Below are 25,264 nucleotides of genomic sequence, written 5' to 3'. Positions count from 1 at the left end.
GCCAAATCTGCTGTGAGTTGAGTAACTGAATAGCTACAGGAGAATCTAACCAAAGTTTCGCATGAGCGCCCAATCAGCTGTCATTTTCCATGGCATAGGCGGTTGCAGTCGATCATAAAAATTCATATTTGAACAGGCGATTAACGCACAAGGACCAGTGCCCGAAATGGGCACTGGTCCTTGCGAGCTATGCTATTGCGGCTAGTCGTCGCCACGCAGGATCGCGAGAATACGCAGGATCTCGGTGTACAGCCAGATCAGGGTCATGGTCAGGCCGAAGGCGCCGCGCCATGCCATGATGGCTGGAGCACCCTGGTCGGACAATTCCTCGATCATGGTGAAGTCGGCAACCAGTGCGTAGGTTGCCAGCAGAACGGCAACTACACCGATAACCAAGCCGAGCACTCCGCCGCGCATGCCGAACATGCCATCGATAACGCCGGTGAGCATCAGAACCATGTTGAGCAGCGAGAAGACGATCAGGCCGACCATGCCGATCATGAACATCTTGTTCAGCTTGGGAGTCATGCGGTACTTGCCCGAGCGGTACAGCGCCAAGGTTACGCCGGCAACACACAGGGTAGCCAGCACAGCCTGGATAGCGATTCCCTCAAGGCCCGGCCGGCTTTCAAGGAAGCCGGAGAGACCACCAAGGAACAGGCCCTGGGCCGCGGCATACAGCAAGATGAGCACAGGCGATGGGCGCTTCTTGAATGCGTTAACCAGACCGAGGACAAAGCCAACCAAGGCACCTGGCAACATGAGGGCCGGCATGCCCCAGCCAATCGCGGCGCCAACAACAACCAAGGCCAGGCAGAGCACGGTCTTGTTGATCGTGGTTCCGATGGTCATGCGGCCGGTGTCGGCGCTGGTTGCAGCAGGCTGCTGGTACATCTGCTGCAGCTGGTCTGCGCTCATATTTGCGGTGTCACGGAATCCAACAGCACTTCCAGGCTTGGTTCCCCAAGCATCAGAGCGGCTGCTGGAACCAAAAATTGGATTGCCCAATGTCATTCCCCCATAGATTGCGATTGCGCCGGCACGTGGCTAGCTGAAGATCTTTTGCTTAATCCTATTGAGCATTGCTGTGAAATCACTCAGTCGGAAGGATGATATAGGGCATTTTTCCGAAGAAAAACTACTCTGTCAGCGATATTCTTGAAAGTTCTACCATCAAGGTTGCCTTGGCAGCCGATTTTGGTGGAATGCACGATGCCTGAGGTTGAACGATGGATGCGCTCCCACTTTTGGCAAAAGAAAAGACCACTGCTGACCGGAAAATCCGGAACAGCAACGGCCTTATTCTGTACCCCCAGTGGGACTCGAAACCTTTCGAATCGCCTGGGCCTGTGCGACTTCCCCGGATTCTAGGGGTTTTCGTCTATGTTGAATGACACCAAATCACCGTGTTTCAGTAGAAGGTGTGCCCCTTTTGTGCCCTTCGCGACAACTGCAGTAACCCTCGCGAATGTTCGCACCCTCAAACTTTCGGACAAATTTGTCTAAAAGGTACTCGAATAGTGAGTACCCCCTCCGCTCAAATCTGAGCAAAAGGGTTGATATTGAAAAACCATCCCTCGTTTCAAACGCGACCTGCCTAAAGGGTTGGATTTGAAAACGCACCCTTCCGCATCCCAAATGCGAGAGTTTCAACTCCGATTTGAAATCCGACCTGCCAACCATGCCCGTCATAACCACGGTTCAACCGCTTGCATTCCACAAGGAGTTGGATAACCCGTCACCTCGATGGGCTATGGTGCCAATAACCCATTAGGACCCTTGAAAGGACTGGGCAATGAACACCGAAATCAGCAATCAGGAACGCGGGCGCGAACTAGCAAGTAAATTCAGAGCAACCATGTGGCCAGTTATTGACAAGTACGAAAAATTAGGCCGTGGCGGACTAGGACGCCTGCTCAACGCCTTTGCATTCGCTATAAGCGACAACGAAATCGAAGCCCTAACAGGCCGCGTTGTTGACGATGAAGCTCACACCGTAGAAATCGCAGTGTTCACAACCGATCACGTGGTCTACTTCAATGGCATGTCTGACTTGGAACACCCAAAGGTGCAAATCATTCCACGTTCCAACCTCACAGCGCTAGTGATTCTAGAGGCACCACAGGTGATTCCCTTTGATCACCACAACCTATACGGACGTTGGGCAGCTTATGAGCTGACCTATACGAACGGCCTGAAATTCCAAGCACCCTTGAGTCCAGGCAATGACAAGGTCATCGAACATTTCAACGAGCTATACCCATCGCTGCTTCAAGATCTCAGTAGCTAAAGACTGCCCAGAAACAGAAAAAGACCGGCACACAATCATGTGTGCCGGTCAGTCTCGACATTCGTGAACTATAACGCGGGTCAACGCTTACGCGGCATTACCAGCGGCGTCGGAGGTTTAGGCTTTCCAACGGGCTCCAGGTTCGGATCCAATATCTGGGAAGTAGCGTCAAAATCTGGGTCATCTTCGAAAGGAAGATGGAGCATACCTAACAGACTTGCTTGGATCTCCTCCATTGCCTCAGTAGAAATTTTCCCTGCCATCTGGCACTGGCCATCTATCAACGTTTCCTTAGCCAATGGCTGCATAATAGCAACCCGCGCCCAACTACTCTGCGTAACGTTGTCACGCTTCGGGATCAAAGGCACACAAGTAGGTGTGGCCCAATCCTCAGACGTAGAAACCGGCACGCCAAAGACGAACGGCCATTCAGGATTAGAGTTATACGCATCATGCGAGGTTATGACTATCAGCCTGCTCGACTTAGGAGTACGCGCATAATCCGGCGGAAATACAAGGTGCTCGTCCTTGAACCACCAAAGCTGTCTAGCCTCAAATTTTTGGAAGGTCAAGATTAGTTCTCGAAGATCTCATTAACTTTTGCTCGTGCTGGGGCATAACTAGCGTTTATGCGCAGAAGTCCCTTTGCCGAGTCCTTATCTGATCTGGCCATCGTGACGCTCTTGGCGGCACGCACCGCGGCATAATGCGCAGCGATCTTACTAACATCTGCGCGTGTACGAACGCGTTGCGGTGATAATACGTGCAAAGACATAGCACTCACCTTTTCTATAGGTTCCTCTTCGGATCGACCGCTTGGCAAGACTACCGCCGCTTGGTTCTCTCCGTCCCATTACTATAGCCCACTTGAACGCCTGCTGCCGTTCCCAATTTCACAACCATCTAAGACTTGACCCTGGGGAGGGGAGGTTGAAACACGCAATCAGGGTCGCTCCTCTGGCATTGCGAAAATCCCCCTCCGAGTCAATTCTCAGTCTGACTTGGACATTCACTAAATAAGCGTTATCTGCGAAAAAGGGCACATACGGCCCACTAGATGGAGAGAGACGCTTTCAGGGGCCATCACGTGCGGAATTCCATGTGTGCGCCACTATGCTGCAGGAGTGCAGTCTGAAACAGTGTTCGCACCTCTCCCCCGCACCCCCTTGGGAAAAAAATACTAGGGAGAGAGCCCAATGCCAGGGGAGGGCACCTCAGGTCGGGGCGACTACCTCACTCCCCCACCCTCGTTTCAGCAGTTACGTGGCGACTGCTGATCTCCTATTTAAGCTGAGTGGCCAGCTTTAGACTTTTGCTGTCTTGCTGGCCACTCATACGCTATTCAGGTTGTGTTGGTGTTACCGGCTCATCTGCCGACCTTCGTGCATGAGGTTCTGCACGATTTGTGGTTCTTCGGTTGCGTTGAATTCTGCGATCTTCTTGGCTTCGGCTTCGCGGTGCTTAGTGAATGGTTCGCTCTGTTCGAGTGCTTCCCATTCGTTTGCGGTTGGCAGGTGTGGCGTGTAGCCGGCGTTGATGATGGTTGCCCACCAGTTGAGGTCGGCGGTCTGCACCTTGCCTTTGTATCCTGGCTTGGTGATGTAGGCGGCTGGGGTGGTGAATGCTTCGTCGTTGTAGATGAGCCCTCGGATGGTTATGGCTTCGTGGAGGGTGTCTGCGATGTCTTGGTTGTCTTTGATGATCGCGGCGTGGGCGTAGTCTCCTGAACTAACTGCGAGGTCTAGGTTCCAGGGCTTGTCAGGGTGCTTGGTTAGGAGGGTCTTGAGTCGTCGGATGGCGGGGGTGAAGTCGTTCTTTCGGAGCTGTTCGGTGATGTTGTCGGCGTTATCGTTGACCTGCTCTACGTATTTTGCGCGGGATAGTTCCAGGATGCGCTTGTTGAGTCCTAGTCGGCGGTCCCATGCGGCCGCGTTGAGTAGGTGGGGGGTGGGGTCTTCGCCGTTTAGCGTTGCTTCGGCTGCTTTGTCGAGGTGGTTTTCAGTGCTGCTTTGGGCTAGTTCGGTGACTAGCTGGTTGGCCTGCTGTTCGTAGGACATTGGGCCTTGGGTGAGGGATTCTGGGATGTTGAGGTTTGCGCTGTCGAGGGTCTTGGCTAGTCGGCGTAGCTGGTTGCCGAATTTCGCGTATTCTCGTGGTTCGATGCTGCTGTCTTGGATTGGGTAGTTGTTCATGGTGCGGCCTTTCGATGGTGCGTTGGTGGTTGGGGTGGTGTTGGTTTTTCCGGTGAAGTCGAGCATTTTGGTGCCTTTCAGTTGGTGATCGTGTAGTAGTTTCGGTAGCCGTATCGGCGTAGTTCTGGCATCACGTCGAGGCAGGGTACTCGGCGTGTCCATCCTTTGTCGGGTGGCCATTCGGAGAATTTGTACGCGCCGTAGCTGTGTTCGTTGTTGCAGTAGGGGCAGTTGGCGCTGATGCTTAGCTCGGTGATGCTTGTGGGTTTGATGCCCGTGTTTTTATTTGTTGCCATGGGTGCCGTTCACTAGGCTGCGATTGTTGCAGGTAGGTCCGGTTCGGGTGTGCCGTCCGCTGCTGTGAGTAGGGCGCTGTTTGTCCCGTAGCAGGGTATTGGGGCTTTGGGTGGTGTCGGGTCGGGCAGTTGGTCTGCGAGGTCTACAATCTCGTTTGCGAGGGCGTAGGCTTCGGATTTGGTGAGGTGTGCTGCGATGCCGCTGGCCCCACCTAGTTTGATGCCCGGCGTTACTTTGCCTGTGTGGATGTTTCTCCAGTCTTCGATCCAGATTTTGCCTATGAAGGGGCGACGGTCGTTGCTCATTTATTTTTCTTCCTGGCAGTCGTGTTCTTGCATTCGGCGTTCTGCCGATAGGGCGCGGGCTTTCCAGTAGGCGGCGTTCTGTTCTGCGTTGTTGGCTTTTTCCCAGTAGTGGGCTGCTTGTGATGCGTCGGGCCATTCGCGTAGTTGTCGGTCGCTGTAGGTGTAGGCCATTGGGTTAGTCCTCCTGCTCTGCGATGTCCGCGAGGGCATGTAGGTCTGTGTGGATCTGCCGGTTTTTGATGCCTTGGGCGATGTGGTCGGCTGCTCGGCGTAGTAGGTTTACTACTTGCTCGGAGCTGTTGGGGTCGATCATGGAAGTTCTTTCGGGTATGGGTGAGGCGGTCACCGGGTGCTGATTGGTGAACGCTCTTGTGTGGAAGGAGGGGTTAGCTAGTTAACTCTGCGTGGATACTTGCCTTGCCAGCTATCGGGAACCTGGATGTAGTACCCGCGGTTGGACTTGTACTCATCTCCGCAGTGAGACACGCGATGCCCTCCGGTGTCGCCGTCGCCAAACCATCCATGAGTGTGAGTCTTTGGGCAGTAGGGGCAGTCCACTTCGATGATGTAAGAGCTGCGATACGTGCGATTTTTCCATGCGTCTACTGCTAGAGCTTTGGGGATAGTCTCGTCAATGCGTGGCTTGATTTCTGAGGCTGGCGTGAGCACGTACCTCTTACCGTTTTTGAGTTCTCCGTAGATTGGAGTCATTAGTTTTCATCCTTTTCGAGTTGGTCTGCGTAGTCGTGGAGCTTGTCGGCTATTGCTCGGGCTTCGGCGGGTGTCATGTGGGCTAGTACCTTGTGCCGGTGCATGAGGGCGATGCCGGGAGTACTGGTGCCGTCTTTGAATAGCCAGGGCCTTTTGTGCAGCTTGGCTTGTGGCCTGAATCCTTTGTTTGAATCCATGGTGAGCTGTCCTTTGAATGTCTATGTGTACGAAAGATACGTAAGAACGAAAGAAGGGCTTGCATCCCTTTATTTACGGGGTTTCTTAGTTCGTCGGACGCTACGAACTTGGCTACGAAGTTATTCCTAGGTGTGATTCTTCGTAGCCAAATTCGTAAGCGATTACGCAATAATGAACCGCGTGATCATGCGGATCTACGGGCATAATTCGTAATTACGTATTCTTCGTTCGCTGCGAGTGTTCCCGTGCGAAGAAAACAATCTTCTTTCGGCCGTCGGTTGGCATCTCCACTTGCACCACTGATCCCTGTTCGATGAGTGCTGCGAGGTCGGCGCTAATCAGTGCGGACTTCCGATTTCTCTTATAAAGATCGATGGAAATCTCTGCGCGGCTTTTCCCCTGGACACCTCCGGACCGGATGAACTCTGCCAGCCGTCCGTGCTCGTTCGATCCTTTGTCTACATGCGTTTCGAAGATGTACCTGGCACTGTCCACTGAATACTGTTCGAGCGCTTCGGCTGCGCGAAGATCGTCAGGTTCGATTACGGTTCGCTGGTCGAAAAGGCAGTAGATCATGGCAAGCCTGAGCACCGAGGGAGCACGCCGCCCAGTAGCTTTGGTTAGTACCGTGTCTGGCCTGTCGGCGGTAAGTCGCGCATACGACTTTCGCCAGTGCACTCTTGCCTCTGCACTCATGTCGATGCGTCCAGCACGACGCGCTATGTCTACCGCTTCACTCATCGCCTGTGCCGATACGTTGATAACGTCCTGTGGAGCGTTACCGCCGTCCGGGAGCCGTTTCGAACGCCGTGAACACACATAGATGAAGCGGTTCATCGTTCCACCGTCCACGTCGCCTGAACGCACAACGCCTTGCAGCTCACCGGGGCTGATATGCCCAACGATGACGATATGCGGGGCTGTAGCTGTGATGGCTTTTCGGTTCATCACCGACAGGTCACGTCCGTCGTAGGCTAGGCGAAGGGTTGGACCCAAAGTTGAGCCTTCACGGTTGGAGCGTTTGAAGACCTGGGCTATCTCGTCTTCCATCACGAATAGCCTTTTATCCAATACGCCGGGCTCGTAGTGCTTTGCTTCGGGGTCATCCCCAGATTCATCCCGAACGGCTTCGATAAGTCCTTCACCGGAGGAGAGGCCTGTCTTGTGCATTGGTGGGTTCAGGACTGTTTCCAGGTACTTGGCTACGATGCGCCATACTGCGCCGTGGCTGGTGCCCTTAGCGCCGGATGAAGTGGTTCCAACGATGATGGGCCAGATCCGTGCGTGGTGCTTCGAGTTGGCAACAAGCATGTGCGCAGATTGTTCTTCAGCTCCGATGAGCCATCCGAAGGTTGCCAGGAGGTCTGCAAGCATCGCTGCGGGGTCCGCTTCGGTGGTTGGGGCTAATCCGTTGATGATCTCCCCTGCGATGCCGTGGAAGGCCTCTGGGCGTAGGGTGGGCCATTCCTTGTCTACGTGGACAGGGGTTTCTTCGGCTTCATGCGACAAGACTTGTTCACGTTCCCATTGCTCTGGGGAAACAGTCATTCAATGGCTCCTCTGATGGTCAATGAGCACTCGGGGCTCATAAGGATGAAGTGTTAGAGATTGGGTACAGCGAAGGCCCCCAGTGGCGTGCTGGGAGCCTTCAAGTGAGTTTGGTTGAGTGATTAGCTGACTAGCCGTAGCGGGTGCAGCGGGTAGGGTTCTGGGCCGGTCTTGTGGGTGCCCATGGCTTGCCGTGCCGCGTATACGTCCACGGCGTTCGCTGCGGACTTGGCGAACCGGCGCTGGTAGCCTGCCGGGTCGTTCAGGTAGGAGTCACTGACAAGAGTCACGCCTATCTGGTCATCGAGGTATTCCATGGCGGCTTTGTATCCGCGTTCGTAACCGTCGAGGAACACTTCACGGGCTTTCGCGTTGGAGCTGATGAACTCGGCTCGTTGTGCGTCATGGTCATGCATCGGCTTCACCTGCTGGCACTAGTTTGCAGAGGATCAGCTTTGCGGATTGTCCGCGTTCGGTGGCGCGGTCTACTGCTCGTTGTGCACTGGGCAGATTGAAGTAGGTGCGCCGCTTGTAATGCAGACTGTCTGGCTTCTCGACTTCCACGACTACTACGTGCACGCCTTCGATGAGCGCCTTCGGGTCAATATGCAATGGGTGCTCCTACCGCTTGTGCGATGGCTTGGGGAACGATGACCATGATGATGAAGATTGTGATGTAGAAGACGCTGCGCACGATGCCCTGGGTGACCTTATGCATGGTGACCGCCCTTGGTGAGTTCCTGGTAGGCGGCGAACGCTGCACTAGCGGTGACGCCGTTATCTACAGCGAAGTCGCAGAGCTTGTTCACGGTGGTGGTTGCGCGAAGCATCTCTGGCCGGCTCTTCATGAGATCGACTGCTATCTCTTGGTCAATCTTCTGTTCGATGCTGTCGATGAGTGCTGGCAGTTCTGCAAGCTGGTCACGGGTCCATAGTTCACCGTCGTTCTTTTGCAGGATGAAGAAGATGCCTTTTTCTGGTGTCCACTGCGAGGTGACGCCGCCGAAAGTTTCTCCTGAGACGTTTGGTCCGTGGTAGCTGATCTCGCGATCGCAAGCGCATGAGCCGTAGGGCTGGCACTCTGCTGGGATTTCGCCGTATTCGTCTGCGCAATCGAGGTAGACAGCTTTGAGGAATCCTGCTGGTGGAGTTACTGGGGTGATGCGGGTAGTCTTGTTCATGAGGATCAATCCCTTTCATGGGGTTTGGTTAGGCGGCTTCGGAACACTGTTTGGCGACGGTTCCGGGGCCGTTCTTTATTTGGTTGAGAGCGTCTTGTCTCTCTTTGGCCGTGGCTGGTAGATACTGAGTTCCCCCGCCGCGTGAATCTGCGAATAGGTCGAAACCTAATCTTCGGATGAACGCTTGCTTTGGTGGATGAAGAATTTCATGCCAGCCGGTGGGCAAGAGTTCTTTGGACTGTTCTGGATTCTTGGTCACTTCGCGGGCGAGCTTTTCCGCGAACCTGCGGTTATGGCTGCCACCGTCGCGACTACGAAAGTAGTTTGCGAGGTCTTTCATGGTGACCGAGCACAGAATTACGTCTGTTTCCATTGGTCTGTTCCTTAGCCGCCTATTCAGGCGAAAGAATGTTTAGGTGCGGTCGCGGGTCTGCTGGTCGAGCCAGGCTTGAATCTCAGACTCGGAATAGCGAATTTGTCGGCCGCCCAATTTGATGAAACGTGGTCCGTTGCCTCGGTAACGCATCTGCGCTAGTGCACCGACACTAAGGCCGAGTCGCTCGCCCAACTGGGCCGGGGTGATAATCGAATCTGTTGGCAGGTTGATTGTGGCCATCGGTAATTCCTCCATTTTCTGATACCCGACCTTCATCTTTTGCAGGTCTGTATCTATCTTTGCATGACATTCGGTCTCGCGCAACTATTGTTCCTCACCCTCCATCTTTTGGAGGTACACTCGGTTTATGGCTGGACAGAAAATAGAATCAGGCGCAACTTCAAAAACCGTTGCTGAAAACTTGACCAGGCTTCGCGAATCGCTAGGTCTGAACTACACCGATGTGTCGAGACGTCTAGACGAAGTCGGGCATACTGGCATTTCTCCGCTTGCCGTACGGCGCATGGAGGAGACTAAGCGCCGCGTAGATGCTGATGACCTCGTAGCACTCGCGATCGCTCTAAACGTGAACCCAAACGCGCTACTCATGCCGAACTACAGCGACAACGCTGATATGAGCGACAATGTAACCGCGATGCCAGAAGGCACAACAGGTGCCGACATTTGGGCCTGGGCAGACGGTTGGCAGGCCCTCCCGCATCACAGAGCCAGCGCTCCCGAGGTTAACGAAAACGCTAAAGGGATGGAGCGCGGAAGGCAGCTCTACGCCCAGGATAAAGTCACAATGGGAATGGATTTTCTAGACCGAATTAGGCCGCAAGACGAAGCTCATGAATCTCGAAATTTCTTAGCGGCCGTGCGTCAAAAAGTTTCCGAGCTGGAACCAGATGAATGGCTCGCGCTGTGGCTACATTCCGAGAATGACGACAAGGCATATGAGCTACGAGAGTACCCGGCATTCACTTTCGAAGGTCCAGCTGCTGTCGAGATAGAGCGACACATCAAGACACGGCTAGCAGGCATGCTTCGCGAACCGAACAACGCACACTATCTAGCATCAGTACTCAAGGAATTAGAATCCGATGGCGGCGATTGAGAAGTACCTGCTGAAAGACGGCGCAACTAGGTACATGGTGCGCTATCGCAAACCTGACCGGAGCCAAGCCAAGAAGAAGGGCTTCAAGAATCAGCGTGACGCGAAGCTGTTCATGGCTACGGTGGAAGTTGATAAGGCAAGTGGAACCTATATTGACCCTGCCAAGGCTAACGTCACTGTAGCGTCGTTGGGGCCGTCCTGGTTGGAACGCAAGCAAACTCTCAAGCCCTCCGCTTATCGTCCGCTAGAGATAGCCTGGCGGGTGCATGTGGAGCCGGTCTGGGGCAAGTGGCCCATATCCGAAATCGTGCACACCGAGGTTCAGGCATGGGTTACGAAACTGTCTATCGGTGACGCTAAGGCTAAACCCGTTGTGAAGCCCAAATCAGCGACAACAGTAATCCGTGCTTATGGTGTGCTGGCTGCGATCCTGGATGACGCGGTGAAAGACCGCCGGCTGCAAACCAATCCTGCGCGTGGAGTGGATCTGCCACGGAAAACCAAAAAGGCCCATGTGTTCCTGAGCCATGAGCAAATACGAGACCTGGCCGATCACTCGAAGTACCCTACGCTGGTTCGTGTGCTGGCGTACTGTGGGCTGCGGTGGGGTGAAGCGACCGCTCTGCGGGTGCAAGATGTGGACATGATTCGCCGGCGCTTGAACGTCAATCAGAACGCGGTTGATGTTGGCGGGAAGATCAAAGTTGGCACGCCGAAAAGCCATGAGCAACGCTCGGTGCCGTTCCCTGAGTTCATGGCCCCGGCCATCGGTGAACTATGCAAGAACAAGCATCGAGAAGATCTGGTGTTCCCAAATTCTGATGGTACTTACCTGCGCCATATCGACATGCGCGAACGTAAATCCTGGTTCGGTTCAGCCGTCATAGATTCAGGCGTGCCCAGGGTGACACCACACGATTTAAGGCACACCGCTGCAAGCTTCGCGGTCAGTGCCGGGGCGAACGTGAAAGCGGTTCAGAGGATGCTTGGGCATAGCTCTGCTGCGATGACTCTAGACGTGTATGCGGAACTGTTTGATGACGATTTAGACGGTGTTGCAGTGGCCTTGAATGAGGCTGTTTCACGGATGAATGTGCCCTGAATGTGCCCTTTTGATTGTTTTCAGAAACAGCAAAGGCCTCTACTTCCTTGTAAATAAAGGGAAGTAGAGGCCTTATGTGTTGGTACCCCCAGTGGGACTCGAACCCACAAGCCTTTCGGCAGCTGATTTTAAGTCAGCCGTGTATGCCAATTCCACCATAGGGGCAAGACTCTCAAATTTTACGTGATCGGCAAAGCAAATAGAAAATCCTTCTTTGCTGACGTACGCGAGGGGCCAATTGCTTGGCCCCTCGCATCATCGTCGATCAACTACGGCTCAAGCCTACTTCTTCGGCTTGGCCGACTCTTCGAAAGCAGTGCGTGGTGCTTCGAGGTTGTTCAGCTGCAGGGCATCGCGCTTGAAGACCAGTGCAACCAGCCAGTCGCCAACGACGCGGAACTTGCGCTCGAAGGTCGGCATGGCCATGCCGTGGTAGCCGCGGTGTGCCATCCATGCTGGCCAGCCCTTGAGCTTGATGCCAACAACCTTGGCAACGCCCTTGTTGCGGCCGAAGCCGGCAACTGCGCCCAGGTTGGAGTGCTTGTATTCCTTGATGGTGCCAACACCGTAGCGCGCAGCGTACAGGTTCTTGGCCAACAGCTTGGCCTGGCGCACTGCGTGCTGTGCGTTGGGAACGCAGGTGCCGTCCGGCAGGCCGCCGGTGACGTCCTTGACTGCCGAGATATCGCCGGCTGCCCAGGCGCCTTCCAGAGGTTCGCCGTTGGCATCCTTGATACGAAGGTCCGTGCGGGTCTCGATGCGGCCGCGCTGCTCGATTGGGAAATCGGTGGAGCGAACCATCGGGTTGGCCATGACGCCAGCAGTCCAGATCAAGGTGTCGGAACCGAACTCGCCCGCTGGGGACTTGTCGGCCATGTTGATCAGTTCCAGGTTGCCTTCTTCGGCATTGTTCAGCGAAGTGTTCAGCAAGACCTCGATGCCGCGGCTGCGCAGGTGATCGACAACCCACTCCGCCTGCTCGGCGGTGACTTCTGGCATGATGCGGCCCATGGCCTCGATCAGGACGAAGCGTGCTTCCTTCGCATCGATGCGGTCGTTGAGGCCGATCAAGTGACGGGCCATGTCTTCCAGCTCGGCGATGGTCTCGATGCCGGCGAAGCCGCCGCCGACAACCACGAAGGTCAGGGCGCGCTTGCGTGCAACTGGATCAGTCATGTTCGAAGCGGACTCGATGCGCTCGGCAACCTTGTTGCGCAGGGCGACGGCCTCTTCGATGGTCTTCAGGCCAATGCCGGTTTCAGCCAGGCCAGCGATGGGGAAGGTACGGGTGACCGCACCAGCGGACATCACGACATCGGTGTATTCCAGCTCGAACTGCTCGCCGTTGACCGGAGCAATGACAGCCTTCTTGTTGGCATGGTCGATGCTCAGCACGCGGCCGTTGACCAGCTCGGAGTGCTTCAGGTGCTGACGGTGCGAGACCACAACGTGGCGTGGTTCAATCTGGCCACCGGCAACTTCTGGCAGGAATGGCTGGTAAGTCATGTACGGGTTCGGGTCGACAACGGTGACGATGCCGCCGTGTGCCTTGACCTTCTTCTGCAACTTCATCGCGACGTACAGGCCTACGTAGCCACCGCCGACGATAAGAATGCGCGGACGCTTCTGGGAGGTTTCGATGATCGACATACTGTTGATTCTACGCGGATTTTTCGAGTTAGTGAAAACATTCACTAACTATTTCCGTTCGGTGTGTCACGTCGTCGCCAGGCATGGGCGTTTCCGACTGCCGAGGTTCGCACCAACCTGTCGAATTAAGCATCGGAAGGCGCGAAAAAGCGGGGTGGATCTTCAGTTTCCACCCCGCTTTGTCCGCTATTTACTTCTCTTCTTCGGGAATCTCGTCGAACAGATCCCGGCCGCCAGCTTGATCCGGGACTTTCAATGAACTCAAGGAAGCCGAACCAAGCCGCGCCGCAGCCTTCTCGCGTCGACGACGCACCAGGGTCTGGGCGATGCCTGCAATGATCACCAGTAGCAAGAGCACTCCCCCGCCGACGATCAGCAACGGCTGAAGCGCCGGTGCCGAGTCATCGGGAAGAACCGGATCTGGCGCCGCGACCTGCTTGAGGTCCGATTTCTCCATCGAGACGCCCGGAGCTGGGGTATCAGCAGTCTTCTGGGTGTCGCGGCGGTGCACGCGAATCCACTCGCTGATCGTGCCCAGCGGGTTCTCGGATACCGAGGGGACGCTCGCCGTCACTGCCGCCTGCGCATCGATGATTCCGTAGCCGTAGAGGTTGTCCACGCCGGCTGTGCCGGTGTCCTTGGCGGTCTTCAGGATGCGGTTGATGACCTCAGGAGCTTTCATGTTCGGGTATTCCGAACGAATCAATGCGGCCACGCCCGCCACCAAAGGAGCCGCGCCGGAGGTACCGGACCAGCGCGCGTAGCCGTCATCTGGCAAGCCGCCGACCAACTGCTCGGCAGGGGCTGCAACGCCGATGGAAATGCCTTCGGTCGAGGAATCCTGCGAAGCCTTGCCGCTGGCATCAACGCCGGCCACGGTCAGCACTCCCGGAATCGTGGCGGGGGCGCCCACCTGGCTCATGCCGCCCGAACGGTTGCCTGCAGCGGCAACAATAACCACGTCATGGTCTTCTGCGTACTTGAAGGCGTCATCCCAGCTTTCCGGCCATGCCGGGCTGGTTGAACCGAGAGACATGTTGATGACCTTGGCCCCGGAATCCACGGCCCATTTCACGGCACGGGGGATCTGGGTTTCCACTGGAATCTTCGCCGGGTTGCCTTCGCCCATCCACAGCGACACAGACAGCAGGTCTGCTGCCGGAGCGACGCCGAGCACGCCGTCCTTGCCGCTCTTCAGCTTTGGCACCTTTTCGTACTCAGGTTCCTGGGGAATGTCCTCGTCTTCGTCTTCGGCGGTCTTCTTGGCCTTTTCCCACGCGGCCTTCAAGCGCTCGTTCTCGGATTTAACCCGCTTGATTTCGCCCTTGTTGTTGCCGCGCCCGCCGAGCAAGGTAGCCACCAAGGTGCCGTGCTCGCTCATGACGCCTATGGGCTTGTTGCCCTTGTCTCCGCCTGAGCCGGACATATCAGCACCGCCAACCACGGCACCCTTCAAGTCTGGATGCGCGGTATCAATGCCGGTATCAATGATCGCGACTTTGACGCCTTCGCCCTTTGTCGTCTTGTGCGCTTCGGCCACGCCCAACGACTTGAGCCAGTATTCGGACTCACGCATGTTGTCAGCGCGGGCAGGTGCGCCCACGCTGAGCAGGGTGAAGGCCAACAGCGCTGCGACAAGCAGAGAGCCGAGCTTGAGGAAGCCCATTCTTTTCCTGGCACGCAAAGCTGAGCTCAAGACATCTCCTTGGGTCGGTGACTGGGTGACAGGTTCAGGCGGCGGCAGCTGAAGCCGCGATTCCGTCGAGAATATCGTGTTCGGAAGCAATCAGAACCATTTCGCGGTTCCCGCTGGCCTTTTCAAGGTAATGAAGGATGCGTTGCACAATGGCTGCGCCAGCTTGGATCACATCAACTCGTCCCGGATGCATGAAGCCCAGTGCCGCGCGCTCTTCCCGGCTGTAGGAAAGCATGCTGGCGGTGGCTTGGCGCATCTGGGCGAAGCTCAGCTGCGCCCCATGGATCTTTTCCGACTCGTACTGCTTCAATCCCAGGGCCTGGGCGGTGAGCGTCGTGAAAGTGCCTGCAACCATGATCACCGCGTCGACCTGCGCAACGTCAACCGATCCGGCCAAGGATTCCAAGGTGCTGTCCATGAATTCCAAGGCCTGATCCGAACGCAATCCCGCTTGGTGGAACCGTTCGGTAACGCGCACACAACCCATGTCCAGGCTCTTGGCTGCCAACGGGCCGGTGGCATCACCGAGAACGAATTCAGTGGATCCACCACCGAGGTCGATCACCAGGCTCTTGCCGCTTTGCCCGTCCCGAACCGAAGCCGCACCGGCAAAGGACAGGGAGGCTTCTTCTTCACCGCTGATCACTTCCGGGGCGACGCCCAGGATCTTGGTGATCCGCTCGGTGAAGACCTCGCGATTCGATGCATCGCGGGCCGCCGAGGTCGCTGCGAAACGGATGGCTTCCACCCCATGCTCATCGCACAGCTTCTTGTACTCGCGAGCAGCTTCAAAGGTGCGCTCCAAGGCCTCGGGAGCGAAAGCGCCGGTAGCGTCAACGCCCTGGCCCAAGCGCACGATGCGCATGGTGCGCAGCACGTCGATCAGCTGGCCATCGGCCCCGATGTCCGCGATCAGCAGACGGATGGAGTTGGTTCCGCAGTCAATACCGGCCACGCGCATTAGGCATCATCCTGGTCAGCGCCCTGTGCGGATTCACGCACGGCACGCTTCCGGGCGCGTTCTGCGCGCTTGGCCGCTGGGTCCTGCTGTTCCTGGGTCTTCACGTGGCGCGAGCGGTCACGGCTCGGGGCCTCGGATTCGGTATCCCAAGCACCCACGCAGTAGCACTTGTCCTTGGTCCACCACTGGGCAATCCCAGCCAGCGCTTCATCACCCAGCGGGTTCACGCCCTCGCCGGCAGCCAGCGAGTGCCCTACCAGCACGTGCAAGCACTTGACGCGGGTCGGCATGCCGCCAGCGGAGACCCCAGCGATTTCCGGAACGGCCCCGGTTCCCGAGCGCTGGCCAATCGCATCGCGGTTGGCCAGGTACGACTCGTGGGCAGCTACATAAGCCTGCGCCAGCTGCGCGTCCTCACCCAGGCGGTCATTCATCTCGTTCATCAACCCGGCAGCTTCCAACCGCGACACTGCCGCAGTGATCACCGGGTGCGCCAGGTAGTAGGTGGTGGGGAAGGGAATACCCGAGGAAAGGCGCGGTGCCGTGGTGGCTACCAGAGGGTTTCCGCAAACGCAGCGCGCACCGATCTCCACCACATCGCGCACCGGGCGGTTCAGCTGGCGGGACAGGGTGTCGAGGTCAGCTTCGCTGGGTACTCGTCCGGCGGCGTCAAGGGCTTCGCGGATTGGCTGTTCAGTCACGGTTATAAGTCTCTTCGTGTTTAAAGTGGTTAGTCAGTGGCAGAACGTCGAACGGAGTCGAGCAGAGCATCAACCCATGGAAGTTCCTGGCGCACCTCGAAGGTGCTTCCGTTGCCGTCGGCGGGCGTCTCTTCATCCTTAGGGCGTTCACCCACCACCATGTAGAGCTTTTCACCAGGCATTACCAAGTTTATCCGCTCGCGTGCTTGCTGCTTGATGTACAGCGGGTCATCCCAGCGCGCGATCTCTGCCTTGAGGTCATCGCGCTGCGTCTCCAGCGCTTCGATCGAGGCATTCAGCTCATTCAGCTCCGCCATCTGCGTGCGGTAGAAATTCACCGTGGGCACGAGCATCACTGCGAAGAAGGCCAGGACCACGATCAAGGCGGCGATACGGCCGGAAAACCGGTGCGCAGCAACGGGTTCGCCCTCGGGGACGTGGTTCTGGCCAGACGGCTTCTGCCCCGGCTTGCGGCGTACGGCAGCAGAGAACTTCACCCGGTCATCGCGTCGGCGTTCGTTCTGCTTTTCCTTGGCACGTTCGCGCAGCGGCACCTTCGGCTTCGGCGCGTAATTTCCTGCAAATTTTTTCGGCTCACGTGACGCATCTGACGCTGGGCGTGCCGTCGATTTCGGCTGTGCTGCAACGCTTCTGGGCTTCTGCGCAGCGGGAGCGGCCTTCGGTGGGCGCGGCGTTGCAGGAGTTTGCCTGGCCTGCGCTTGTGGCCTGACGATGCGCAGAGCGTCGGTAGGCGGTTCAGCTTCGGAACCTGCGCCGTCATGTTTCGTCTGGTCAACCGGGGTTATTACGGCTTCTTCGGCCGGATCCGGAGTATTACGGCGAGGCATTCGCGGTGGTCGCTGAGCCATACTCCCCCAATTCCCGTGGTGCTTTTCTTGCGGTGTTGCCGTGGACTTGGCAAGATAATTCCATTAAATAACGAAAAGCCCGCCGGTATCCACTACCGACGAGCTTATTCGCTATTACTGAAAATTAGCTGTTGAAACGCGGGAACGCGCTACGGCCAGCGTAGACCGCCGAGGCGCCCAGGTCTTCTTCGATACGCAGCAGCTGGTTATACTTGGCTACGCGCTCGGAGCGAGCTGGTGCACCGGTCTTGATCTGCCCGGCGTTGGTTGCCACACAGATGTCAGCGATGGTGACATCTTCGGTTTCACCCGAACGGTGCGAGGTGATGGTGGTGTACCCGGCACGCTGCGCCATGGTCACTGCATCGATGGTTTCGGTCAGGGTGCCAATCTGGTTGACCTTCACCAGCAGCGAGTTGGCGGTGCCCTTGGCGATGCCGTCGGCCAGGCGCTGCGGGTTGGTGACGAACAGGTCGTCGCCTACCAGCTGCACCTTATCGCCAATGGCGTCGGTCAGGGTCTTCCAGCCATCCCAGTCGTCTTCATCCAGTGGATCCTCGATCGAAACCAATGGGAAGTCGGCAACCAGGCCAGCGTAGTAGTCGCTCATTTCCTGGGCAGAGAGCGCCTTGCCCTCGAACTGGTAAGCGCCGTTCTCGTAGAACTCGGAGGAAGCGACATCCAGCGCCAGGGCGATGTCTTCGCCCGGGGTGTAGCCAGCGCGCTTGATCGCTTCGGTGATCAGTTCCAGAGCCGCGCGGTTGCTTGGCAGGTTCGGAGCGAAGCCGCCCTCGTCGCCCAGGCCGGTGGAGAGGTTCTTCTCCTTCAGCACGGACTTGAGGTTGTGGTAGACCTCGACGCCCCAGCGCAGGCCCTCGGAGAAGGTCGGCGCGCCGAGCGGGGCGATCATGAATTCCTGGATGTCCACGTCGGAGTCGGCGTGGGAGCCGCCGTTGAGGATGTTCATCAGTGGCACTGGCAGTACGTGCGCGTTAGGGCCGCCCAGGTACTTGAACAGTGGCAGGTTGGCGCTCACTGCAGCGGCGTTGGCCACTGCCAGGGAGACGCCGAGGATGGCGTTTGCACCCAGCTTGGACTTGTTGGCAGTGCCGTCCAGTTCAATCATGGTGGCATCGATGGCGCGCTGGTCGGTGGCGTCAAGGCCCTCCAGCTCGTCGGCGATTTCGTCGATGACGGACTCTACAGCACCCAGTACGCCCTTGCCGAGGTACCGTTCTTTGTCGCCGTCGCGACGCTCAGCTGCTTCGAAAGCGCCGGTGGATGCACCGGAAGGAACAGCAGCACGGCCATGCGAGCCGTCGGATAGCAGGACCTCGACCTCGACGGTCGGATTGCCGCGGGAATCAAGGATTTCGCGCGCGTGAATGGCGTCAATCAATGCCATGAGTATGGACTCCTTGTAGAAAAGGGGTGGTCTTGGGGCAGGTCAACCAGCGGTCGCTGATAAGACCGTCGGCGCCATTGCCTGTCTCTAGCCTAGCGCTTCGAAGGTGATTTGGGCGATGTTGTTGCGCCAGTTTCCGCGCCGTATTGCTGGCCCAGGGCCGCGCGCAGCACCGATTCGGCATCCAGGCCCAGCTCCTCGGCCCTCGCTGACAGGGCCATTAATTCCTTGGCCAGGGAGAACTCGTCGACGATTCGTTCACGGATCTGCTCGGTGACTAGCCCGGCCGCGGGCTGTGCCGATCCTGCTCTGGCATGGCGATCAAGCAATTTCTGCGCGAGCGCTAGGGACGGCAGCCCAGCGGGCAGTCCCGCGTTCTTCCGCTTCTTCGGCTGGCCGGCGCGTTCGGCCTGCTTCGCCGCATCCCACACGCGGATAATCTCATCCACATCCGTGATGACGTCCTGGCGGATCTGGCCCTGCTCGTCGAAAATATGCCGGTTGCGGCGCAATAGCTTCGCATTCAGCGTTTCGGCGACATCTTCCAGGCCGAAATGGTCTTGCTCCTCGGCGATCAGCGAATGCAGCAGGATCTGGAAGAACAAGTCCCCCAGCTCCTCCTTCAACAGGGCTGGGTTCCGTTCGGCGATGGCGTCCAGTACCTCATAGCTTTCCTCAATGAGGTAGGTGCGCAGCGACTCGTGAGTCAGCGCGCCAGTCCAGGCGCATCTGCTGCGAAGGGTCCGTACGGTGGCGTTGAGCTGCTCTAGCTGCGTTCTGTTCTCCGGCATAGGAACATGCTATCGAAGCGGGCTTTCAGCCTGCGGCCAAGGAGCTGCCCATTGCTGCCCATTCGGGCTAGCATGGCCGTAGTTCATCCCGACGACGCGAAGGATTGCCAATGACCGTCCAAGACACCGCCCAGCTGGAATTCCTGGATCAGCTTCCAGCCAAACTCTTCATCGGCGGCCGGTGGGTTGAGGGGCGCTCCGAGCGCATCCTGCGCACTGCCAACCCTTTTGATGACTCGCTCCTGGCCGAGATCCGCCAGGCGTCGACCGACGACGTCGACGACGCCTATGGCGCTGCCGCCGCTGCGCAGCCAGGCTGGGCGGCGCTCTCCCCCGGCAAGCGCTCGAAGGTCTTGAACCAGGCCGCCGACTACCTGCAGTCGAACTTCGAGGGCATCCTGGCGCTGTTGACCGCCGAGTCCGGTTCCACGCAGTTGAAGGCGAACATCGAACTGGGCGGCACCATCGCTGCCATCCGCGAAGCAGCCACCTTCCCCACCCGGGTGCACGGCAAGATCCTGCCCTCCAATGCCGAGGGCAAGGAGAACCGGGTCTACCGCGAACCGGTCGGCGTGGTGGGCGTCATCAGCCCGTGGAACTTCCCGCTGCTGCTGTCGGCCCGGTCCGTAGCGCCGGCCCTGGCCCTGGGCAATGCGGTGGTGCTCAAACCCGCCTCGGATACCCCGCTGGTGGGAGCCTTGGTCCTGGCCAAGGCTTTCGCCGAGGCTGGCCTGCCAGATGGCGTGCTGAACGCAGTGGTTGGGTCCGGTTCGGAAATCGGCGATTACTTCGTGGCGCATCGGACCCCGTCGCTGGTTTCGTTCACCGGTTCGACTCCGGTGGGCAAGAACGTCGGGAAAATCGCGGTCAGCGGCGAGCACATGAAACGCGTGGCGCTGGAGCTTGGCGGCAACGCGCCATTCGTCGTGCTCGAAGACGCTGATCTTGACGAAGCAGCCAAGGCCGCGACCCTGGGCAAGTTCTTGCACCAGGGGCAGATCTGCATGGCCATCAACCGCATCATCGTCCAGGCTCCGGTCTACGAGGCCTTCATCGAGAAGTTCATCGAGCAGGTCGGCAAGCTCGGCTATGGCGATGCCGCCGATCCAGCCAACCTCGTGGGACCGATCATCAATGATGCGCAGTTGGCGTCGGTGAGCGGCAAGATCAAGACCGCACGTGGCCAGGGCGCCCGCGAAGTCCTGGCAGGTTCGATCACAGGCCGTGTGGTCTCTCCCCACGTCTTCGCAGATGTCACCAGCGGCATGGAACTGTTCCGCGAGGAGATCTTCGGCCCGGTCGTGGGCATCGCCAAGGCCGACTCCGAAGAGCATGCGCTGGAACTGGCCAACGACACCGAATTCGGCTTGTCCTCGGCCGTTTTCACGCAAAACCTGGAGAAGGGCGTCGCCTTTGCCCGCGGCATCAAGGCCGGGATGACTCACGTCAATGACATCACCGTCAATGATGAACCGCATGTGATGTTCGGTGGCGAGAAGAATTCGGGTCTGGGCCGTTTCAACGGCGAGTGGGCTATCGAGGAATTCACCACCGATCACTGGGTCGGCGTGCAGTCCACCAAGAAGCAGTACCCGTTCTAGGAACCACCTGCCCTTGGAACCAGCGAAGCCGCCCCTTGCTTGGGCAAGGGACGGCTTCGGTGGTTGCCTGGCGGCTGGGTCCTGGAACTAGTCGGCGACGTTTTCGTATTCGTCTTCTTCGTAGTCCTCGTCATCCAGCAGGTTGTCGTAGTAGTCGTTGATGTACTCAACGAGCAGCTCGCGCATTTCCAGCGGGACGAAAGCAGCTTCGGCGGCGTTCAGCGTCAGATCCAGCAGATCTTCCAAGTCGTAGTCGAAGGCTTCTACCAGCAATTCGAACTCATCGGACAAGGTGGTGCCGGACATCAGGCGGTTATCCGGCGAGATGGTGACATTGAAACCGGTCTGGACCAGCAGGTCGATCGGGTGGTTCCCGATGCCTTCGCCGAATTTGGAGGTAGCACCGGTCTGCAGGTTCGAGGACGGGCAGACTTCCAGCGGGATGCCGCGTTCGCGGACCCAGTTCGCTACCGGGCCCAGCGATACCAGGCCGGTATCGTCGCTGAGTTCTTCGCCGTTCTCGTCGATAGCTCCGAACTCGATCTCGATGTCCTCGGCTACGCGGATTCCGTGGCCCAGGCGCTGGGCGCGGCCGATCAGGATGGCTTCCTTGATGGAATCCAGGCCGGCTGCTTCGCCAGCGTGCACGGTGGTTGGGAAGAGGTTCTCGGCCAGCAGGTCGAAAGCTTCCTTCATCACTGAGGGCGGGAAGCCATCTTCAGCACCGGCGATATCGAAACCGACGACGCCACGACCACGGTGGCGCAGGGCCAGCTTGGCGATTTCGACGCATTGGTCGCTGTGGCGCATGGCGGTAACGATCTGGCCGATCTGCATCGGGTGGCCCTCGGCGTTGAGCTGCTCGCAGGCCTGGTCCAGGCCTTCCTGGATGGCGTCGACGACGTCGTCCAGGCTCAAGCCTTCGCGGCGGTGCTGCTCTGGTGCATAGCGGACTTCGCCGTAGATGACACCGTCTTCAGCGAGGTCCTCTACGAATTCGCGGGCAACGCGGATCAGCGCATCTCGGGTCTGCATGACCGCGACGGTGTGCTCGAAGGTTTCCAGGTAGCGTGGCAGCGAGCCGGAGTCGGCTGATTCACGGAACCATTCGCCCAAAGCTTCTGCTTCGGTCTCTGGCAGCTCGTGTCCAATCTCGGCGGCCAGCTCGATGATCGTCTGAGGGCGCAAACCACCGTCGAGGTGGTCATGGAGCGAAACTTTAGGCAGATCCCGGAAGTCGAATTCGGGATCGTAGTCAGTATGAATCATTTCTTCAGTCACACCACTGAGCCTAGTCGCATTTTCGCGGAACTGACAGCTCCAACGGGTAAAGATCTGCGAGCCACTATGTGACCCTGATCAATACGGGAGGTTAACCCTCGTCAGGGGTTGGCGGGACGGTCTGCCTGGCTGGTTGCACCGGGTGCCCTTCGCGCTTCGCCGCGCGCCGATGCAGGCGATCCAGCACCCAGCTGACGATCCGGTCGATGACGAATCCGAGCACTACGGCGATGACAATGGAAACTGCAATGCCCAGCAGCTTGTTGTCGTGCATCCAGTTGCCGGCCAGCGCACCGATGCTGACGGAGTAGGCGGCCCAGGTCAGTACGCCGATGGTGTCGAAGAGGGTGAAGCGCTTGTGGCTGAATCCGGTGGCGCCCGCGGTCAGGTTCACGGCCACTCGGCCAATCGGGATGTATCGGGCCGTGAAAATCAGCAGAGCGCCCGAGGTTTCAAGTTTCTTCTCGGCATAGTTCAGCACCCGCTGCGCGCGTTGCCCGCGCATCCACTTGAAGCCCCTGGATCCGATCTTGCGTCCGATGGCGTACGTGATCTGGTCGCCGAGCAAGGCACCGCCGGCACCGAGCAAGCCGATCAGGACAAGGTTGGGAACACCGGTGTGGACGCCGACCGCGGCCAGTGAAACCAAAAAGGATTCACTCGGGACGAGGGGGAAAATCGCATCGATCATGCAGAACAGAAACAATAACGGCAGGATCCACCATGCGCTGGCGGCCTGCGTGATTGCCTCATTGACTAATTCCATGCGTGCCTACATCTACTTTCCCAAGGCGCTCCATGCGCTGAATGTCTCTCCATTTTCGCTCGAGAACTCACCTGCGCGCATCCTGCTTACGTTGCGTTGTGGACAATTCCCATCTGCTACCCAGGTAGGAGTTAACTGACTAACGTTTGACTACGCCGTTATTGTTCCCGGGAACTTTCTGGGAACTTCCACTGCGGCAGCTGGCCTGGGAACCACCAGGATGCCAGGCCATTGCTACCGCAACTTCGAAGACGAACGGACCTGCAGAGCCCTCCGGAAAAGAAAAGCCCAGCTGATGCAGGCAGCGAGGCCGGGGAAGAGCACTCGCAGGGCGACCAGGCTCCCGATATTTCTGGAGCGGGGCACTGATTGCCAGCGGATCGGTCGCCGGCAAGCGAAAGAGCCGGGAAACACGGCAACGTGTTTCCCGGCTCCTTGAGCGCCCATCCGGATTCGGCTACTTGGCGGCGATGCGGTCCAGGATCAGGCGGGTGTCCGGACGGTCATCGGCCGAACCGATCATGATGGCGCGCTGGACCAGCTCGATGGCACGCTCCATCTTGGCCGGGGTGTCGGTCAGCAAGGTGGCAATCGGCTCGCCACGGCGAACCAAGGCACCTGGCTTCACGTGCATGCGCACGCCGGCGCCGGCCTGGACGCTGTCTTCCTTGCGGGCACGTCCTGCGCCCAGGGTCCACGCGGCCAGGCCGATGTCCATCGCGTCGAGCTTGATCAGCACGCCCTCGGCGGGCGCCACCACGGTGTGCGATTCCTTGGCTACCGGCAGCTTGGCATCCGGATCGCCGCCCTGGGCCGCGATCATCTTGCGCCAGATGTCCATGGCCTTGCCGTTCTTCAGCGCACCGGGGACATCCGCATCCTTGATGCCTGCCCCGGCAAGCATCTCGGTGGCCAGGGCCACGGTCAGCTCCACGACGTCCTCTGGTCCGCCGCCTGCCAGGACCTCAACGGATTCCTCGACCTCGATGGCGTTGCCGGCGGTCAGGCCCAGCGGGGTTTCCATGTTGGTCAGCAGAGCCACGGTGTTCACCGACGCATCGGTGCCCAGGTTCACCATCGTCTCGGCCAGTTCGCGGGCCATGGCCTCGTCCTTCATGAACGCGCCGGAGCCGACCTTCACATCCAGCACCAGGGTGCCGGTGCCTTCGGCGATCTTCTTGCTCATGATCGATGACGCGATCAGCGGGATGGCTTCCACAGTGGCGGTGACATCGCGCAGGGCATAGAGCTTCTTGTCCGCCGGAGCCAGTCCGGTGCCGGCGGCGCAGATGACCGCGCCGACGTTGGACAGCTGGGAGAACAGCGCTTCGTTGGACAGATCCGCCTTCCAGCCGGGAATGGCTTCGAGCTTGTCCAGGGTGCCGCCGGTGTGGCCCAGCCCGCGGCCCGAGAGCTGCGGGACGGCCACGCCGAAGCTGGCGACCAGCGGAGCCAGCGGCAAGGTGATCTTGTCCCCCACGCCCCCGGTGGAGTGCTTGTCGGTGGTGGCCAGCTTCTTGCCCGACGGGTCGGTGAGGGCAGAGAAGTCCATGCGTTCCCCGGAGTTGATCATCGCAGTAGTCCAGCGCGAGATCTCGTTGCGGTTCATGCCCTGGAAGTAGATGGCCATGTTCAGCGCGGACATCTGCTCTTCGGCGATGGCCCCGCGGGTGTAGGCATCGATGGTCCAGTCGATCATCTCGTTGCTCAGTTCGCCGCCATCGCGCTTGGCGCGGATGACTTCGACGGCACTGAATTGCTCGGTAGCCATATCAGGCACCTTCCATTCTGCTGTTGGCCGGTGTGCTCCGGCGCTAGAAGTTGAGATTCTGCGGCCCGAACGCGTCAGGCAAGAGGTCGTCGATTCCCACGATGCCGCGGGCTGTCTTGATCAGCAGCTGCGCCCCGCGGTGCTCGAAAAGCAGCTGGCGGCACCGGCCGCACGGGGTAATCAGTTCGAGCTCGCCCTCGCGCAGCTGGCCGAAGCACAGGAAGTATTCCATGGTGCCCCCGCCGGTGGCGAAGAGCTGGCCCACCATGGCGCATTCAGCGCACAGGGTGACCCCGTAGGCGGCGTTCTCGATGTTGCACCCGGAAATCAGGCGGCCGTCGCTGGTCAGTGCCGCGGCACCCACCCGGAACTCGGAGTAGGGCGCGTAGGCCTGGGACAGCGCGGCCGCAGCCGCAGCTTCGAGCTGCGGCCACGGCGCGTTGTTGCTATTCATG

The 25,264-nt window shown here is 58.5% G+C and carries 28 protein-coding genes and 1 tRNA gene; 4 read left to right on the top strand and 25 right to left on the bottom strand.

What is annotated here, in order from left to right:
* Positions 1-201 precede the first annotated feature (201 nt).
* A complete protein-coding gene (locus M2368_RS07035; protein ID WP_426735313.1) occupies positions 202-1,008 on the bottom strand; it encodes a Bax inhibitor-1/YccA family protein in 807 nt (268 codons plus the stop codon).
* A 787-nt stretch (positions 1,009-1,795) separates the two neighbouring features.
* Here M2368_RS07035 and M2368_RS07030 point away from each other — a divergent pair.
* Positions 1,796-2,290: a hypothetical protein gene (locus M2368_RS07030; protein WP_498724279.1), complete on the top strand. Its 495-nt coding sequence runs from the start codon at positions 1,796-1,798 to the stop codon at positions 2,288-2,290.
* An 80-nt stretch (positions 2,291-2,370) separates the two neighbouring features.
* Here the strand turns inward: M2368_RS07030 and M2368_RS07025 are convergent, their stop codons facing one another.
* From M2368_RS07025 to M2368_RS06970, 12 genes are all read right to left on the bottom strand, one after another.
* The gene (locus tag M2368_RS07025) at positions 2,371-2,862 is read right to left on the bottom strand and encodes a type II toxin-antitoxin system PemK/MazF family toxin (RefSeq protein ID WP_498724278.1); all 492 of its coding nucleotides are present in this window, start codon (positions 2,860-2,862) and stop codon (positions 2,371-2,373) included.
* A 786-nt stretch (positions 2,863-3,648) separates the two neighbouring features.
* Positions 3,649-4,548 (bottom strand): hypothetical protein, encoded by a 900-nt coding sequence (locus M2368_RS07020; RefSeq protein ID WP_498724277.1) that lies wholly within the window; start codon positions 4,546-4,548, stop codon positions 3,649-3,651.
* Positions 4,549-4,790: 242 nt separating this feature from the next.
* Positions 4,791-5,084 carry a hypothetical protein gene (locus M2368_RS07015; RefSeq protein ID WP_498724276.1) on the bottom strand — a complete coding sequence of 98 codons (294 nt, stop codon included), beginning with the start codon at positions 5,082-5,084 and terminating at the stop codon, positions 4,791-4,793.
* Positions 5,085-5,255 carry a hypothetical protein gene (locus tag M2368_RS07010; RefSeq protein WP_498724275.1) on the bottom strand — a complete coding sequence of 57 codons (171 nt, stop codon included), beginning with the start codon at positions 5,253-5,255 and terminating at the stop codon, positions 5,085-5,087.
* 219 nt (positions 5,256-5,474) lie between these two features.
* The gene (locus M2368_RS07005; RefSeq protein WP_498724274.1) at positions 5,475-5,795 is read right to left on the bottom strand and encodes a hypothetical protein; all 321 of its coding nucleotides are present in this window, start codon (positions 5,793-5,795) and stop codon (positions 5,475-5,477) included.
* Positions 5,795-5,992, bottom strand: a complete 198-nt coding sequence (locus M2368_RS07000; RefSeq protein ID WP_498724273.1) for a hypothetical protein — start codon at positions 5,990-5,992, stop codon at positions 5,795-5,797. The genes M2368_RS07005 and M2368_RS07000 overlap by 1 nt, the downstream gene beginning before the upstream one ends.
* Before the next feature lie 214 nt (positions 5,993-6,206).
* On the bottom strand, positions 6,207-7,541 hold the full coding sequence (locus M2368_RS06995; protein WP_498724272.1) for a YfjI family protein: 1,335 nt from the start codon (positions 7,539-7,541) through the stop codon (positions 6,207-6,209).
* A gap of 122 nt (positions 7,542-7,663) precedes the next feature.
* On the bottom strand, positions 7,664-7,957 hold the full coding sequence (locus M2368_RS06990; RefSeq protein WP_498724271.1) for a hypothetical protein: 294 nt from the start codon (positions 7,955-7,957) through the stop codon (positions 7,664-7,666).
* Positions 7,950-8,153, bottom strand: coding sequence for a hypothetical protein (locus tag M2368_RS06985; RefSeq protein WP_498724270.1), 204 nt, complete (start codon positions 8,151-8,153; stop codon positions 7,950-7,952). The genes M2368_RS06990 and M2368_RS06985 overlap by 8 nt, the downstream gene beginning before the upstream one ends.
* 98 nt (positions 8,154-8,251) lie before the next feature.
* Complete coding sequence (locus M2368_RS06980) at positions 8,252-8,722, bottom strand: hypothetical protein (protein ID WP_498724269.1); 471 nt, start codon at positions 8,720-8,722, stop codon at positions 8,252-8,254.
* 28 nt (positions 8,723-8,750) lie between these two features.
* Positions 8,751-9,095 (bottom strand): hypothetical protein, encoded by a 345-nt coding sequence (locus M2368_RS06975; RefSeq protein WP_498724268.1) that lies wholly within the window; start codon positions 9,093-9,095, stop codon positions 8,751-8,753.
* A 39-nt stretch (positions 9,096-9,134) separates the two neighbouring features.
* Complete coding sequence (locus M2368_RS06970) at positions 9,135-9,422, bottom strand: helix-turn-helix transcriptional regulator (protein WP_498724267.1); 288 nt, start codon at positions 9,420-9,422, stop codon at positions 9,135-9,137.
* Positions 9,423-9,465: 43 nt separating this feature from the next.
* On the opposite strand from M2368_RS06970, the gene M2368_RS06965 reads away from it, so the two are divergent.
* Positions 9,466-10,215 (top strand): helix-turn-helix domain-containing protein, encoded by a 750-nt coding sequence (locus M2368_RS06965; protein WP_498724266.1) that lies wholly within the window; start codon positions 9,466-9,468, stop codon positions 10,213-10,215.
* Complete coding sequence (locus M2368_RS06960; protein ID WP_498724265.1) at positions 10,202-11,317, top strand: site-specific integrase; 1,116 nt, start codon at positions 10,202-10,204, stop codon at positions 11,315-11,317. Before M2368_RS06965 ends, M2368_RS06960 begins: the two co-directional genes overlap by 14 nt.
* Before the next feature lie 80 nt (positions 11,318-11,397).
* Here M2368_RS06960 and M2368_RS06955 read toward each other — a convergent pair.
* The 8 genes from M2368_RS06955 to M2368_RS06920 form a co-directional block, all read right to left on the bottom strand.
* Positions 11,398-11,482: transfer RNA gene (locus M2368_RS06955), tRNA-Leu, on the bottom strand.
* 117 nt (positions 11,483-11,599) lie between these two features.
* A complete protein-coding gene (locus M2368_RS06950; protein ID WP_105657442.1) occupies positions 11,600-12,967 on the bottom strand; it encodes an NAD(P)/FAD-dependent oxidoreductase in 1,368 nt (455 codons plus the stop codon).
* 190 nt (positions 12,968-13,157) lie between these two features.
* Positions 13,158-14,633, bottom strand: a complete 1,476-nt coding sequence (locus M2368_RS06945) for a S8 family serine peptidase (protein WP_388024197.1) — start codon at positions 14,631-14,633, stop codon at positions 13,158-13,160.
* A gap of 64 nt (positions 14,634-14,697) precedes the next feature.
* Positions 14,698-15,624, bottom strand: a complete 927-nt coding sequence (locus tag M2368_RS06940; RefSeq protein ID WP_400290112.1) for a Ppx/GppA phosphatase family protein — start codon at positions 15,622-15,624, stop codon at positions 14,698-14,700.
* Entirely contained in the window at positions 15,624-16,325 is a 702-nt protein-coding gene (locus M2368_RS06935; RefSeq protein ID WP_105657439.1) for a DUF501 domain-containing protein, read from the bottom strand. The genes M2368_RS06940 and M2368_RS06935 overlap by 1 nt, the downstream gene beginning before the upstream one ends.
* A 29-nt stretch (positions 16,326-16,354) precedes the next feature.
* Positions 16,355-17,194, bottom strand: a complete 840-nt coding sequence (locus M2368_RS06930) for an FtsB family cell division protein (RefSeq protein ID WP_286134178.1) — start codon at positions 17,192-17,194, stop codon at positions 16,355-16,357.
* A gap of 124 nt (positions 17,195-17,318) precedes the next feature.
* Entirely contained in the window at positions 17,319-18,599 is a 1,281-nt protein-coding gene (gene eno / locus M2368_RS06925; protein ID WP_498724264.1) for a phosphopyruvate hydratase, read from the bottom strand.
* Between the two features lie 92 nt (positions 18,600-18,691).
* Positions 18,692-19,390, bottom strand: a complete 699-nt coding sequence (locus M2368_RS06920) for a MazG nucleotide pyrophosphohydrolase domain-containing protein (protein ID WP_498724263.1) — start codon at positions 19,388-19,390, stop codon at positions 18,692-18,694.
* A gap of 110 nt (positions 19,391-19,500) precedes the next feature.
* Here M2368_RS06920 and M2368_RS06915 point away from each other — a divergent pair, with 110 nt between their 5' ends.
* Complete coding sequence (locus tag M2368_RS06915; protein ID WP_402735655.1) at positions 19,501-20,991, top strand: aldehyde dehydrogenase family protein; 1,491 nt, start codon at positions 19,501-19,503, stop codon at positions 20,989-20,991.
* A gap of 87 nt (positions 20,992-21,078) precedes the next feature.
* Here M2368_RS06915 and M2368_RS06910 read toward each other — a convergent pair whose 3' ends face one another.
* The 4 genes from M2368_RS06910 to M2368_RS06895 all read right to left on the bottom strand — a co-directional run bounded on the left by M2368_RS06910 (position 21,079) and on the right by M2368_RS06895 (position 25,263).
* On the bottom strand, positions 21,079-22,260 hold the full coding sequence (locus tag M2368_RS06910) for an adenosine deaminase (protein ID WP_498724365.1): 1,182 nt from the start codon (positions 22,258-22,260) through the stop codon (positions 21,079-21,081).
* A 103-nt stretch (positions 22,261-22,363) separates the two neighbouring features.
* Positions 22,364-23,038 carry a DedA family protein gene (locus M2368_RS06905; RefSeq protein ID WP_105657434.1) on the bottom strand — a complete coding sequence of 225 codons (675 nt, stop codon included), beginning with the start codon at positions 23,036-23,038 and terminating at the stop codon, positions 22,364-22,366.
* 457 nt (positions 23,039-23,495) lie between these two features.
* Complete coding sequence (locus tag M2368_RS06900) at positions 23,496-24,809, bottom strand: thymidine phosphorylase (RefSeq protein ID WP_105657433.1); 1,314 nt, start codon at positions 24,807-24,809, stop codon at positions 23,496-23,498.
* 43 nt (positions 24,810-24,852) lie between these two features.
* Complete coding sequence (locus tag M2368_RS06895; protein WP_105657432.1) at positions 24,853-25,263, bottom strand: cytidine deaminase; 411 nt, start codon at positions 25,261-25,263, stop codon at positions 24,853-24,855.
* Between the last annotated feature and the right edge of the window lies 1 nt (position 25,264).

Origin of the sequence: Arthrobacter sp. JUb119 (genome assembly GCF_024807995.1) — a bacterium.
Classification (GTDB): Bacteria; Actinomycetota; Actinomycetes; order Actinomycetales; family Micrococcaceae; genus Glutamicibacter.
This window is presented reverse-complemented; position numbering and strand designations above follow the sequence as displayed.